Annotated in this window: 8 protein-coding genes; 6 read left to right on the forward strand and 2 right to left on the reverse strand. The window is 42.6% G+C overall.

Going from position 1 to position 14797, the window contains the following annotated elements; translation table 11 throughout:
- The first annotated feature begins 83 nt into the window (after window positions 1-83).
- The 5 genes from smc to H6G26_RS21505 all read left to right on the forward strand — a co-directional run bounded on the left by smc (window position 84) and on the right by H6G26_RS21505 (window position 9350).
- Window positions 84-3737 carry a chromosome segregation protein SMC gene (gene smc, locus H6G26_RS21485; protein ID WP_190731182.1) on the forward strand — a complete coding sequence of 1218 codons (3654 nt, stop codon included), beginning with the start codon at window positions 84-86 and terminating at the stop codon, window positions 3735-3737.
- 58 nt (window positions 3738-3795) lie between these two features.
- Window positions 3796-4791: a PRC-barrel domain-containing protein gene (locus H6G26_RS21490; protein WP_190731183.1), complete on the forward strand. Its 996-nt coding sequence runs from the start codon at window positions 3796-3798 to the stop codon at window positions 4789-4791.
- An 817-nt stretch (window positions 4792-5608) separates the two neighbouring features.
- Window positions 5609-6175 carry a ferric reductase-like transmembrane domain-containing protein gene (locus tag H6G26_RS21495; protein WP_190731184.1) on the forward strand — a complete coding sequence of 189 codons (567 nt, stop codon included), beginning with the start codon at window positions 5609-5611 and terminating at the stop codon, window positions 6173-6175.
- A gap of 128 nt (window positions 6176-6303) precedes the next feature.
- Window positions 6304-7398 carry a WD40 repeat domain-containing protein gene (locus H6G26_RS21500; protein ID WP_347242489.1) on the forward strand — a complete coding sequence of 365 codons (1095 nt, stop codon included), beginning with the start codon at window positions 6304-6306 and terminating at the stop codon, window positions 7396-7398.
- Between the two features lie 227 nt (window positions 7399-7625).
- Window positions 7626-9350: an ABC transporter ATP-binding protein gene (locus H6G26_RS21505; protein WP_190731186.1), complete on the forward strand. Its 1725-nt coding sequence runs from the start codon at window positions 7626-7628 to the stop codon at window positions 9348-9350.
- A gap of 82 nt (window positions 9351-9432) precedes the next feature.
- Here the strand turns inward: H6G26_RS21505 and H6G26_RS21510 are convergent, their stop codons facing one another.
- A complete protein-coding gene (locus H6G26_RS21510; protein ID WP_190731187.1) occupies window positions 9433-10911 on the reverse strand; it encodes a YdiU family protein in 1479 nt (492 codons plus the stop codon).
- Between the two features lie 122 nt (window positions 10912-11033).
- On the opposite strand from H6G26_RS21510, the gene H6G26_RS21515 reads away from it, so the two are divergent.
- Window positions 11034-11711: an SMI1/KNR4 family protein gene (locus H6G26_RS21515; RefSeq protein ID WP_190731188.1), complete on the forward strand. Its 678-nt coding sequence runs from the start codon at window positions 11034-11036 to the stop codon at window positions 11709-11711.
- Between the two features lie 505 nt (window positions 11712-12216).
- Here the strand turns inward: H6G26_RS21515 and H6G26_RS21520 are convergent.
- The gene (locus H6G26_RS21520) at window positions 12217-14181 is read right to left on the reverse strand and encodes a cytochrome c peroxidase (protein ID WP_242053821.1); all 1965 of its coding nucleotides are present in this window, start codon (window positions 14179-14181) and stop codon (window positions 12217-12219) included.
- Between the last annotated feature and the right edge of the window lie 616 nt (window positions 14182-14797).

Consider the following 14797-nt stretch of genomic DNA (forward strand, 5'->3'; position numbering starts at 1 on the left):
AATCCCTAATTTTCCCCTACCCTCTTGCGAATTTTTAATTAGTTGATACACTTGTTCTTCATTAGCCCAGTTAACCAGCGCCTATGGTTCATATCAAGCGCGTGGAACTTACGAACTTCAAATCCTTCGGTGGCACTACCTCAGTCCCTTTGCTACCGGGGTGTACTGTCATATCTGGGCCAAATGGTTCGGGTAAATCTAATATTCTAGATGCACTGCTATTTTGCCTCGGACTCTCCAGTTCTAAGGGAATGCGAGCCGATCGCTTGCCAGATTTAGTAAATAACACCCAAACCTCTAAAGGACGCGCTTCTATTGAAGCTAGCGTCACAGTCACCTTTGATTTGTCGGGGGAAGATTTACCACGGAAAGCTGCACAGGCGCAGACTGAGGAAGCAGAGGAGGCAGGGGAGGCAGAGGAAGCAGGGGAAGCAGGGGAAGAAAATCCAAAATCAAAAATTCAAAATCAAAAATCGGGAGAGTGGAGTGTTACTAGAAGGCTGCGAGTCACTCACCAAGGGAGTTACACGTCGAATTACTATATCAATGGTGTACCTTGCACGCTGACGGAGTTGCATGAGGAACTAAGTAACCTGCGGGTTTATCCTGAAGGCTACAACGTCGTGCTACAAGGGGATGTTACCAGCATTATCTCGATGAATGCGCGGGAACGCCGGGAAATTATTGATGAATTGGCTGGGGTAGCGGCATTCGATCGCAAAATTATCCAAGCCAAATCAACTTTAGATGAGGTAAAGGAAAAGGAAGATAGCTGTCGGATTATCGAGACAGAATTAACTGCACAGCGCGATCGCCTTTCTCAAGATCGGGCTAAAGCTGAGAAATATCAAAAACTCCGCACGGAATTTCTGGCGAAACAATCTTGGGAAGCTGTTTTATCATGGCGATCGCTACAAGCACAACAAGAGAAGTTAGTTCACGAAATTCAAACAGGCGATCGCAATTCTAGTGAACTCACTATCCAACTCACAAATCTAAATTCCCAAATCGTCCAAAAAACTGCTGAACTTGAACAACTCAATGCCCATGTCAAAGCATTGGGAGAAGAGGAACTTTTGGCGGTACAATCTACCCTCGCCACCCAAGAAGCAGAACGAAAACAACTCCAACGTCAGCTAACGGAATTAGAAACGGCTTCTCAAGAAACTGCCAAACGTCTCGCTCAAACTCAGCAAGAAATTCAAAAACACCATTTTTCCTTAGAAGAAATTGCCGAAACACAGATTGTAGAGAGACAATCTATTGTCTACTGTCAGCAGCAAAGAGATGAGGCGCAGCAAGCGCTACAAACCTCCCGCGAAGCAGCAGCAGAAATCGCCTCGGCTTCGGAAGCGTGGGTGCAGCAACAAACGGCATTCAATCGTCAAATTGAAACTTTGCTGCAAACTCTAGAACCTCAACGTACTGAACAAGCACAACTCACAGAACGGAATAATCAGTTACAGCAACTCATCCAGGAGCAAACCCAGTTAATTGAACGCGATGAACCGCTATTAGCCCAAAAACAAGCCGAGTGTAGTCGAGTTGAAATCGAATTTAACGCCTCTAGCGAACCCATCCAAAATTTAGCTCAAAATCTCTCAGCCACAGAACAAGAATTACAAATCCAACAGGAAACCCAAAAGCGGTTACTTTCTGAACAACGGGAAAAACAACGCCAGTTGGATAAAATAGAGGCGCAAGCGCAAGCACAGCAAGAAGTCCAAGGAACCCAAGCGAGTAAAGTCATTTTACAATCGGGAATGCCTGGACTTTGTGGCTTAGTTGTGCAGTTAGCAAAGGTGGAACCGCGCCATCAGCTAGCTTTAGAAATGGCTGCCGGTGGACGTTTGGGACATATCGTGGTGGAAGATGACAGCATCGCCGCAGCAGGAATTGAATTGCTCAAACAGAAGCGTGCAGGGAGAGCAACTTTTTTACCACTGAATAAAATTCACGCTCCTAAATTTACTCAAGATGCAACGCTACGTTTTGCTAGTGGCTTCGTTAATTATGCTGTTAACTTAGTCGATTGCGATCGCCGTTACAAAGATGTATTTAGCTATGTTTTCGGTAACACGGTGGTATTCGCCAACCTGGAGGCGGCGCGGAAAAATTTAGGATTATATCGCATCGTTACCTTAGACGGGGAACTTCTGGAAACTAGCGGTGCAATGACTGGTGGTAGTAACAGCCAGCGTTCAGCCTTGCGGTTTGGCAATGCCGAAGCGGCGGAATCTGATGAAGCGATCGCTTTAAAAACTCGCTTGGTAGATATTGAACGAGTTTTAGAGCGTTGTACAGAAGCGATCGCAACTTTGTCAGCCAGAACCAAAAAACTGACGCAGGAACTAGCAGAAGCGCGTCAGGCGCGGCGCGAACAGCAGTTGCAATTGGAACAATTGCAGAAAGATATTAAAAATTTAACAACACAATTAGAGGGGACGCGATCACAACTCGCCCAAAACAGCGAAAAATTAGCCACTGCTCAATCCCGATTGGAAATTTTAGAGCAAGAATTACCAGGGCAAGAAAATCAGTTGCAACAATTGCGACACGCTTTAGCAGAGCTGGAAGCTTCCCAAACTCCTAGTGAATGGCAACAAATCCAAGCGACAATTAAAATTCAAGAGCAACAATTGCAACAACGGGAGACAGCGTTACGCGAAGCTGAACAAAGATTAAAAAATTTGGAAAGTCAGCAACAACGATTGCAAGAAAAAATCCAAGAAGGGGAGGAGCGAATTGCCCAATATCATCGTGAGCAAGAGGCACGAAAAAATCAACTAACTTCCCTCAACACTCAACATTTAGAACTCAGCGCTCTAATTGCCGAAACCCGCGCCACGCTGAGTCAAATGGAACAAAATTTGGGAGAAGAGAAACAAAAACGCGACGCTACAGAACAAGAAGTGCGATCGCATCTTTTGCGCCAACAACAATTGCAATGGGAAATCGAAAAACTCAAAGAAACCCAAGAGAAGCGGCGGGAGGAACTAATTGCACTGCAAAGCCAGTTGCGGGATGTGGGAGCAGAATTACCAAATCCGCTGCCAGAAGTTCCAGATAAGGTAGATTTGGAGGAATTGCAGAAAGAATTGCGATCGCTTACCAAACGCTTACAGGCAATGGAACCTGTTAATATGCTGGCGTTGGAAGAATACGAACGCACTCAAAACCGTCTCCAAGAACTCACGCAAAAATTAGAAACACTAGAAGGGGAACGCACTGAATTACTTTTGCGGATTGAAAACTTTACCACATTGCGACAACTTGCTTTTAAAGAAGCATTCGATGCTGTTAACGAAAACTTTCAATCAATTTTTGCCATTCTCTCAGATGGCGACGGCTATTTACAACTCGAAAATCCTGAAGATCCCTTTAGCAGTGGGCTGAATTTAGTGGCGCACCCCAAAGGTAAACCGGTACAGCGCCTAGCTTCCATGTCTGGGGGAGAAAAATCGCTTACAGCCTTAAGCTTTATTTTTGCTCTCCAACGCTACCGCCCATCGCCCTTTTACGCCTTTGACGAAGTAGACATGTTCCTAGATGGGGCAAACGTAGAACGATTAGCTAGAATGATTAAACAACAGTCACAACAAGCGCAATTTATAGTTGTTAGTTTGCGTCGTCCGATGATAGAATCAGCCGAACGCACAATTGGTGTTACTCAAGCACGAGGAGCTTACACTCAAGTTTTGGGGATTAAGTTACAATCATCCAATACACCTGCTTGAGTTTTTGTTAATAATAGTGTATATATAAACCGGATTGGAGATCAGGACTCGGTATAGAATGACCTCTGAACAGATAATTAGACGTTCCGACATATTAAATACCCAGGTGATTACCCGCGACAACGGCAAGCGGCTAGGCATCATCAGTCAAGTCTGGGTTGATATTGATCAACGAGAGGTTGTGGCTCTTGGTTTGCGAGACAGCCTGATCTCTATTTCGGGCATACCGCGCTATATGTACCTCAACAACATCAGCCAGATTGGTGATGTCATCCTGGTTGATAATGAAGATGTAATTGAAGATATTGAAGTTGAATCTCTCAGTAATCTGATTAACTGGGAAGTAATTACAGAAACAGGTGAAGTATTAGGCAAAGTTCGGGGCTTTAAGTTCAACGGCGAAACCGGGAAGCTTAACTCCATATCCATCGCTTCTTTAGGATTGCCCCAAATTCCCGATCAATTTCTGAGTACTTACGAGTTCTCAGTAGATGAAATTGTCAGCACTGGCCCCAATCGGTTGATTGTGTTTGAGGGAGCCGAAGAACGAGTAAACCAGTTAACAGTTGGTTTACTAGAGCGCCTTGGTATCGGCAAAGCACCTTGGGAGCGAGATATAGAAGAAGAATACGGCTATACTCCACCGCGCCAAGTTGCACCAGCTAATCAACTGCCTAGTGGAGTGCCATTGCAGCCACCCAGGCAAAAAGTTCGCGCCCCCGAACCCGTAGCGCGGGAAGAAGAATGGACAGAAGACTATGTGGAAGAAGAAAGGCCACAGCGTCAGGTAATGAAGGCGCGGCAGTATGAATCTATTCAATACGAAGAAGACGAAGAAGAAGATAACTGGAGCGAAGCAACAGGCAGCGACAGGTATCAACAAGCGCAACCGCTAAAATATGAAGCCCAGCCCTACAGCAAGCCTTATGTTGACGAATACGATGATTATGACGATGTAGAGGGCGATGCTTGGGAGGATGTGCCGAAGCCTGTAAATATTCCTAAGAAAGTTAAAGAAAGACAGCCAGAATACGAAGAAGAAGGCGGATATTAGACTAATCCTACCCCCAACCCCTTCCCCGCGCCAGCGAGGAGGGGGCTTTTTTTATGAAAAAAAGCAAAAAGCCCAATGGGCAATATGTATCAGGCTTTCCGTGAATTGGTATAAGCACTTTAATGCAAGGGTTTTTCGGTAACAAGTTACGTACAGCATCTCGTAGAGAAGTGACGGGGCTATTTTGTTAAGGGAACTCCAAAAAATAAATTATCCAATTTCTGGACTTCACTACGACTTTCCCTCCTCCTGCTCCCTGCCCTTAAAGCGATAGGACATTTTTATGTGGAAATCCCTAATGTTGCGTCATCCCAAAAAAATCGCAGTTAGAGATAGTACCCTCTAGGGTACTATTAACCTCCAAGTAGTCATACTACAATGTAAACAAGTTATTAAGCGGTTCAGTTATAGATTTAAGTAAGTAGAAAAACACAAAAAATATAGCTATGGAAAGGAAATTAACGGACTCAAATCGTCTTTGCTTCTGCACTTTTCATAACGGAAACGTTGCGCGAATAACAGTTGCTCATGAAGAAAATTTTTAAGACTATACTGCTTTACCTTTTGATAAATATCTAGTAGGTAGTCGGCTAATCAATTTTTGCATAGAGTAGCAAACTTCAAGTACTTTTTAAATTAGCATTTTGGCTTCAATTGCCCAGTAAACTTGTCTTGGTAAAATACTAGCCCTTACTTTATTTACGATCTAAAATGCCTAGCTTACTTCTATTTTGACTAGGATGAACGTGGGTTATTTTTCGCTGCTTATACCTGTAATTTTTACTATAGCCAACAATATTATTTTTAGAGATTAATCATGATTTCAATAGATGAATCACCCCTACCTAATGTTATTGGATTTCTAGCATTAGTTAGTTATATAGCCACATTACTTCCCACAACTCTCAGAATTGTTTTTCCGCAAACCAAAGAAACCGGAATTCCGCAATGGCTCCTAAAACGCCGCCGCATCATCGGTATTATTGCTTTCTTTTTGGCTTTAGGTCATGGTTTTTTAATGGTTCAAAAGAGAAATTTTGATTTTTTTGACATTAAGACATTTTGGATATATTTCCAAGGTGTAATCACTTTCATAATTTTTATGCTTTTGTCTATAACTTCTAATAATTGGAGCGTAAAAAAGCTGAAAAAGAACTGGAAGCAATTACACAAACTCACTTATGTAGCTATGTTTATTTTGATTTGGCATATCTGGGATAAAATGTCAGGTCATTGGACGTATTTAACACCGATTAGCCTTATCGCTACTACCATAATTACGGTTTTATTTATCATTCGGCTTTGGATTGAACGCCAGGATAAGCAACAAAAAATGGCAACCAAAGTAACGAAAGCAAATTTACTAGAAAAGAGCAGTAAATAGTTTAATTCGTACAAAATGGCGGAAGTGACTAATTAGTTGAAAAAGCTAAAACAAGCTGTATTTTGTTCTGGCTTCTATTTCCTTGTACTATTTTCGCCTAAATTTTGTAAATGGAGAGTTACCCTGTAGTGTCATCAATTGTTAATAGAATTGTAAGAATACTGGCAATTACGTCTACAGCAACCTTGGTTGGGTTTGGCTCCTATCGTTTACTATTTCCCTTCCACATGGTCACACCTGACGTTATGACCTTGCCAAGCATTCAACCTTATCAAACTCTCAAAGGACATTCAGCGTGGATTTATGCGATCGCTATCAGTTCAGATGGTAATACTTTAGCTAGTGGTAGCTATAATGGCACGATCAAAATTTGGAATCTGCACACTGGCAAATTACTCCACACTTTTAAAGGTCATGCTGATGCAGTTCCATCCTTGGCGATTAGTGCTGATGGCCGTGTACTCGCTAGTGGTAGCTGGGATAATCGAATTAAACTGTGGAATCTGGAAACAGGAACTCTCATCCGTACCCTTGATGGGCATAAAGACGATGTAGCAGCAATTGCTATGAGTGCCAATGGAAAATTGCTTGCTAGTAGCAGTGCTGATAATACTATTAAGCTCTGGAATCTGGACACAGGCAAAGAATTTACACTCCAGAATGTAGGCTGGGTAAAGTCTGTTGCTTTTAGCCCCGATAGCCAGAAATTAGCCAGTGGCAGTAGAGATAACTCCATTAGAATTTGGCAGCTAAACACTCCTAGCCCCAGACTCATACAGACTCTGACAGGGCATACTCAAGAAGTATCTTCTGTTGCCTTCAGTCCTGATGGGCAAACCCTTGCCAGTGGCAGTAAGGATAAAATCATTAAACTGTGGCAACTGGGTGATGGCAAATTGTTGCACACTCTAACGGGGCATTCCCAAGCTGTATGGTCTGTTGCTTTTAATCCTAATGGACAGACTTTAGCCAGTAGTAGTTATGACACAACAATTAAGCTCTGGAATCTAGCTAGTGGCAAACTCCTTGCTAACTTTGCAGGACATACCAAGTCTGTATGGTCTGTTGCCTTTAGCCCGAATGGGCAAACTTTAGTAAGTGGCAGCGGTGACGAAACCATCAAACTTTGGCCTATAACCCGCGATAGTAACGCTCAAACTCAAACACTTCAAAGATATTCAACATTGAGTAACTTGAACATTCACATGAAGGCTGATGACTGATAACCGTCAACAGTTAGCAGTTAACGACCGTAAAGAGTGTTTATACAATTTAGGCGCATATCAGTTTAGCTAAACAAATGCAGTCCATCTCTAATGACTAACGGAGAATTATCGATATATTCTGGTTCTGCAACGCCGCTTTTTGTAACTAATGAGTTAACTGTTCAGAAACTCACCAAAAACTGATAGCGTCAAACAAAGGAAGATATCGTTGTGGACGTTAAAGCTTGAAAACCCGTTCTAATTATTGGCAACTGCTGCCTTATATCCAACTCCAGTGGAAAACTATCACCAAGGGACTTGTTGGGAGCTTGGGATACGTGCTGGCAACATTAGTGCTGATAAATCTTGCTGGTAAATTGGCAACTCCCTTTGCACAAGGTAATGTAGTAGCGATCGCTCAAATAACTGGTAGTTGTGCCTTAGTATTTCTTGTTAGAGGCTTATTTCAGTCTATACAAGATATGTATATGGCAAAAGCTGCTTTGAGAGTTGCTTTTCATCTCCGTCAGCAAGTCTATGCACATCTTCAAAAGCTAAATCTCAGCTATTTTGAAACAGCAAAAGCAGGTGATTTATCTTACCGCCTCACCGAAGATGTTGACCGCGTTGGCGAAGTTGTAAATAAAGTATTTCACGACTTTATCCCCTGTATTTTGCAGTTGCTAGCAATTCCGATTTACATGATTTACCTGAATTGGCAACTGACGCTAGCAACAGTAATAGTTGCACCGCTGATGGGTATTTTAGTTGGCTGGTTTGGTGCACGCTTGGGCAAATATTCCTTAAAAAGTCAAAATCGCGTGTCGGGTTTATCAGCTATCCTCTCAGAAGTTTTCAACGGTATTCGGTTGGTACAGGCTTTTGCTGCCGAAAATTACGAAATCGCCCGCTTTGGCCATGGAGCAGAACGCAGTCTCAAAGCAAAATACTCAGCCGAACGCCTGAAAGTAATTCAAATTCCCACCATCGGATTTCTGGAAGCCTTAAGTGCGTTATCGTTACTGATTGTGGGAGCGTGGCAAATTTCCCAAGGTAACTTAACAGTGGCGAATTTTTTCAGTTATCTGGCGGCGGCGGCGCTGTTAATTGATCCCATTGGTCATACTACTAACAACTACAACGAATTTAAGCAGGGTGAAGCATCTGTAGACCGTGTTTTTGAATTGATGGCAATTCAGCCAACGGTGATCGAAAAGATCAATGCGATCGCTCTCCCCCCAGTCAAAGGCAAAATAGAATATCGTCATATTTCCTTCGCCTATAAACTGGGTGAACCTGTATTAAAAGATATCAGTTTATTAGTATCGCCAGGTGAAGCGATCGCTCTTGTGGGTGCTTCTGGTGCTGGTAAAACCACATTTGTCAATCTTCTCCCCCGTTTTTACGACCCAAAAGTTGGTCAAATATTAATTGATGGTGTTGATATTCGAGATGTGAAGCTGCATAGTCTGCGACGACAAATTGGGATTGTTCCTCAAGAAACCATCATGTTTTCCGGGACAATTGCCCAAAATATCGCCTTTGGACAAGATATTTTTGATATAAAAGCAGTTAAAGAGGCGGCAAAAATTGCTAATGCCCATCAGTTTATTAGCCAACTGCCAGAGGGTTATCAGACTTGGGTGGGTGAACGTGGGGTAAACTTATCAGGTGGACAAAGACAAAGAATTGCGATCGCTCGTGCTGTTCTGCTCAATCCCCAAATATTGATTCTTGATGAAGCGACATCAGCATTAGATTCTGAGTCAGAAGCACTGGTACAGGAAGCGCTGGAAAGACTGATGGAAAAACGGACAGTATTTATTATTGCTCACCGTTTATCGACAGTTAAGAGGTGCGATCGTATTTTAGTTCTCGAACAGGGACAAATTGTCGAATCGGGAACCCATGAAGAATTATTAGCGCTAGAGCATCGCTATGCACGGTTTTATGCCCAGCAATTTAGTTAGAGGCAGGGGAGCAGGGGAGAAATAACTAATGCCCAATGCCCCATGCCCAATGCCCCATGCCCAATGCCCCTTTGCTAACTAACTATCTCCTAGACTGAATATCCTTGATTAAGTCATAAAAAGGTTGCCAATTATCCTCCTGAGCAATTGGTTCCCAAATAGATTCAATCACAGGTCTTAATAATGCCGTTTTGGGATTATGAACAGTTAGAGTTTGGGCAATTACATCAATGCGTAGGCGTAGCCCGTCGTAGACATCGCTCTCCAAATCATTCAAAATTTTATGATACAGTATGCACCAATCATCAAAAATTCCTGATGCTCCCGGTACTGGCACAATATCTGAATTATCTAGTACAAAACCTGGTTCATCTCGCCATTTCGATGAAAAAGTTCGAGCCATCTCATAGAAGAATTGGTGATAACCAACTTGGCTATCTTTCAAAAATTCAACCGTTAGATTCAACAGTTCCCCTGCTTGTGGATGTGGCAAATCCTCAAAACCTAACTTTTTCAACATCAAAGAACTGTATTCAGCTTGATAATACTCAGCAAACATTGCTAATCCAGCTTCCATTTCGTCTTTATCGATAATCGCCTTTAAAGGTTCCTGGAGCATTTGTAAATTTAACTGACAAATACTTGGTTGATTACCGTAACAATAGCGTCCATAATAGTCAAAATATGCAGCTATAAAGGATGGGTTATAAGTTGGGATAAACGCATAAGGGCCATAGTCAAAACTCTCTCCCGTGATCGACATATTGTCAGTATTTAGGACTGCATGACAAAAGCCAGCCGCCATCCACTGCGCTACTAGTTTTGCAACTCGTTTCACTAATTCGGCGTAAAACAAGGCATATTTATTTTGTTCAGCACTTAAGTGTCGATAATACTGCTCAATTACGTGGTCTAACAACTTCTTAGTTAAATCTGGACGCTGGAAAAAATGCAGTCGCTCAAAAGTGCCAAACCGAATATGAGAACTGCTCATTCTAATCATCACACATGAGCGAGTAGGCGAAGGTTCATCTCCCCGCCAGAGGGGTAAACCTGTTTCAATCATGGTCAGACAGCGCGAGGTACGTACACCCAAGTGGTGTAGTGCTTCCGCAGCCAGAACTTCCCGCACCCCACCTTTAAGTGTGAGCATACCATCGCCACCACGGGAGTAGGGCGTTCTCCCAGAGCCTTTTGTGCCAAAATCGTACAATTCGCCATCAGTGGCGCGTACTTGCCCGTAGAGAAAGCCTCTACCATCACCTAACTGTCTGTTATATTCACCAAATTGATAGCCGTGGTAACGCAGTGCCAACAAGGGTTTACGCCCCTGAAATTTGCCAAAGGCTGTGATAAAATCTTCGTCTTTGACTACTTGGGGGTCTAAACCCAAGCGGGGTAGTAGTGCATCGTTACGCCAACGCAGGAGGTGTTGGGGAAATTCCTCTGCTGCAACCTCGTCGTAATAGTCATCGCCTAGAGATTCCAAGGCGCTTTCATACTTGAGGGAGAGAAAAGGATTGTTAGAATTTTTGTAGTTTGGAGTTTCAGCCAGAGTCATTACAAGCAAAGCTTAATTCATTCTTCCTTTAATACTACCTCTGGCTTCAGCATCAGCATAGACGCAAAAAGCGGCCCATATCTAAAATATCGCAGCGTCACCATTAAAATCTAGAACGCATAATGAATAAAGTTTTGCAATTAAAGAAAAAGTTAGCTCAATTAGCTATTTTAGACGCTACATTTGAGGTTTTTGGCTCAGAATCACACCAATATCAATTCAAACCTTGCTTGAGTAACAAAGATATTCAAGTGTTTGAATCTAGATACAATATTAATTTACCAAGTGAATATAAAAACTTTCTGTTGGAAATTGGTAATGGTGGTGCGGGGCCAGGATACGGCTTATCTGGACTATCGGGAATTGAATCTGAAGATGTCATCCCAGAAAAAGTATACCGAGAGAACTACGAAATTCTCTCTAAACCATTTCCTTTGACAGAGGCATGGAATGATTTAGATTTAATTGTCAAGGACAATACGGATTTTGTTACCAACAATAATGCCTATTTTGACGATAAATTTATTCACGGTACTCTCACAATTACAAATTATGGTTGTGGAATTTATGGAATGTTAGTTATTACTGGAGAGCAGCCAGGAAAAATCTGGATAGATGACCGTACTAATGATAATGGAATATATCCTGCTTCTTTAAGTTTTTGTCATGCTTTCCACGACACCGACCCTGATGATTCTTATCCAAATAACGATGAGGAACAGCCCTTGAGTTTTTATGATTGGTATGAAGACTGGCTCAACCGAAGTTTAGAGCAAATCCGCCAGTCTTCTGAAACTTAATCTTAATTAACCTGAGTTCGGGATAAGCTGAAACCCTTATTACAGCGTTGCTTGATTCTGAGATATGTCAACGTGTTTGCGTTGTTTCCGTCAACTAACGCTGAATAAATCTTCTTAACCCGAACTGACGTTAATTAAATAAAACTGATTTTCCAAAACTTGAAGCTGGCTATTGCAGAGGTATAAACCAAGCAATTAAAGCTGCTTCAATTTCTGATAGTGAACTACCTACACTTATCCGTCAGGATAAGTGTAGGCTTCCCAATTCATTACATGTTCTCTGATCTAATGAGAGCTTATGCTCAATATCAATCAGAGAACTGTCGTCAACTCACTCGCAATTCATCTCACACTTCCGATCAAGCGGTAAGATGTGAACCTTCTTACTGCTTAAGGTAAATTAGCGTCAGTTTGTAAGTATGCAAACAGCAGAGGGACAAGGAAGTAATTTTTTTCGCATATCTCCCCCTGCTTTGACACCTGAGCGACTAACTCGAATTGCTAGTTAGTTCAGGAAATTTGAAGTCCCTTTACCACCATTCTTACCTACAGCAGGAATTTCTAGTAGGTTATCGGCAGCTTTACCAGTACCATCATTGACAACAAACATAGAGTTACCTAGATGTCCATTGGGAACGAACAGTTGCGGGTGGTCAAAGGGCGCTTTCTCAGAGACAACTCTCTCATCAGTGAGTCCTTTCAGGAAAGCCACCAAGTCATCTTTTTCAGTTTCGCTTAATCCCAATGGGCGGAGAACCCCTTCCTGGCGGAAATCTCCACCACGATTATAGAAGTCTACCACTTGTGGCAAAGTCAAATAGCCACCATTGTGGAAGTAAGGAGCTGTGAGTTCTATATTTCGTAGTCCAGGAGTCTTAAACTGTCCGTCTGCAACTACTGTGTCATTGGGGCTAACTGTAACATTGGGGCTTGAACCGAAAAGTAGCGGGAATTTACCCAAAGCAGCTACCCGCGACTCCGAAAGCGGATTACCAAATGGGTCTTTACCACCAACACTGATGTCTTCTAGAGTGGGCCTAACACCGATATTGAAGTAACCTCTGTCCGAGACGGTTTTGGGAGTGGTGGTAGTGGCTCTAAGTCTTTGGTTCTTGACGTTGCTAACCGAGGCGCTGGTGAGTTCCAACCCACTATGGCAGAAGATACAGGCAGCTTTACCCTCGAATAATTGTTTGCCTCGTTGCTGCTGGACGGTGAGGGCAGTGGTTTTTCCTTCTAAGAAGCGATCGTAGGGCGTATCGTTGGCAATGAGTGTAGACTCGTACAACTGAACTGCAAGCCCAAAGAATAGCGAGAAGTTATAATCCAACAGCCTGTACTCATTGGTTTGGGAAGAGTTATCAGCGCTGTTGACAAAAGTCCGTTTACCTTCAGCATCAACTTGGATGAGTTGATTAGAGTTCCACCACTCTGGCTTAAAGGCATCTTTAATCAGATCCTCGTAGGTTATATCCTTGAGTCCGGGTTGAGGCGAGTTACTGTTTGCACCTAAAACGCTGTCTTGTGGATGCACAACCTGTTTACCTAGTGGTGTGAGTCCAGACAACTTTTGCCCCAGGACTCTGGGGAGCTTTGTACCCCCAATTGACAGAATATTGTCCAGCGAACCCTTAACAACTATAAATTTGCTGAGGTCAATTTGACCAAACTTATTACCAATTTCTTGAAAAGTGCGACCATCAGCAGACGACTCGAAGGAACTGAGTGGCGGGCCGACAGCTTGGGAAGCCAAAGACGAATTATTCAGGCTGACTTTGACAAATTTAAGCTGATTTGGGTTTTCTGCTTTCACCACAGAGGCGTTAGGATCTCTTAAACCGAAGGGATTCACCCCATTAAAGATATCTTGTGCCCTTCCATCCCAGAAGTTGCGGAAGTTGAATGCTGCATTAATTACGCTTGGCGTATTACGCGGCTGGACGCGGCGCACATTGATACCTCCCACTTTAAACACTGGATCTGGCTCACTTGTTTCTAGGTCTTTTGAGCTACCAGGTATAACACCAACAAATTTTGTATTTGCGACTCCTTGAGAAGAGCTAACATCGTTACTGTCAGATACCACAGTCGTAGAATCATTTGGATTTGACAGCTTGTGAAAGGGAAAATCTTCTTTTCTTAGCTGGTAGTTTGGCGCGCCGCCTATATTAAAAATTGTATCTGGATTCTCTTTACCATCAGCGTTAATCCGCAAAAGCCCAGGAGCAATCTGATTTATGGATCTATTGTCGGCTCCAGCATGGAAGTGACAACTAGCACAGGAGGTCTGTCCGTCGCTCCCAACCTGCATATCCCAAAAAAGAGTCTTCCCTAACTTGATTGCAGCTGCTTTGTTTTTTACAAAGTCTCCAAGATTGTCAGGTTCTGGAACCGATACGCTCTTGAGCGAAACTGGAGCCGACCCCGTAACCTGCGCGGATACACTATTTCCAGCGATTACTGCTACCATAATAATCGCAGCAATTGTTATAGTCTTGGAAAAGCTTGATCCTAGTCGGTTAAGCTTGCCAAAGCTTAGTCTCCACCATTGGTAGTTTATTTTCGTCACCAAAGATTTGAGCAAAATTCGACCTCTTGAGGTCAGTAGGAAGTAAATTAATAAGCCAGCAATAAAGGCTACTAAGCTTATTGTAAGTATAATTGTCATAATTTTGGTTACCAAATAATACCGAAACAATCAGTAGTTGCTCCCACAACGGTTACGCGATACCAGAGCAAGTGAACCTCAATTAATGATCATCAAGCAAGTACCTACATAATTTACATTGGGCATACAAGTTTTATGCAGAACCAGTCAATTGGTTACAAAAGTTAATAAAAATTTCTGTCTGAATCTGACAGCGTAGTGTCTGTTGAGTTTTCAGTTCCATCTCATAAGTTTTTCGCAGACGATACGCAATATTTACAAAAGCTCACAGGACTTACGCAACTGGCACAGGCGATCGCTAATCACTGGTACTTTAGTACTATAAAAAGGCGTTTTAAAATCAGCCCTTTTTGGAATTGTTGATAGTAACTAATCAAGTAGATTCCAAGAAAAATTTTATGAGAGAATAAGTAGCAGG

The sequence above is a fragment of the Nostoc sp. FACHB-888 genome, assembly GCF_014696655.1.
GTDB lineage: Bacteria > Cyanobacteriota > Cyanobacteriia > Cyanobacteriales > Nostocaceae > Nostoc.

Coding starts and splice junctions, on each gene's coding strand:
- H6G26_RS21510 (WP_190731187.1), bottom strand. CDS start 10,911: ATGACTCTGGCTGAAACTCCAAACTACAAAAATTCTAACAATCCTTTT.
- H6G26_RS21515 (WP_190731188.1), top strand. CDS start 11,034: ATGAATAAAGTTTTGCAATTAAAGAAAAAGTTAGCTCAATTAGCTATT.
- H6G26_RS21490 (WP_190731183.1), top strand. CDS start 3,796: ATGACCTCTGAACAGATAATTAGACGTTCCGACATATTAAATACCCAG.
- smc (WP_190731182.1), top strand. CDS start 84: ATGGTTCATATCAAGCGCGTGGAACTTACGAACTTCAAATCCTTCGGT.
- H6G26_RS21495 (WP_190731184.1), top strand. CDS start 5,609: ATGATTTCAATAGATGAATCACCCCTACCTAATGTTATTGGATTTCTA.
- H6G26_RS21520 (WP_242053821.1), bottom strand. CDS start 14,181: ATGGTAGCAGTAATCGCTGGAAATAGTGTATCCGCGCAGGTTACGGGG.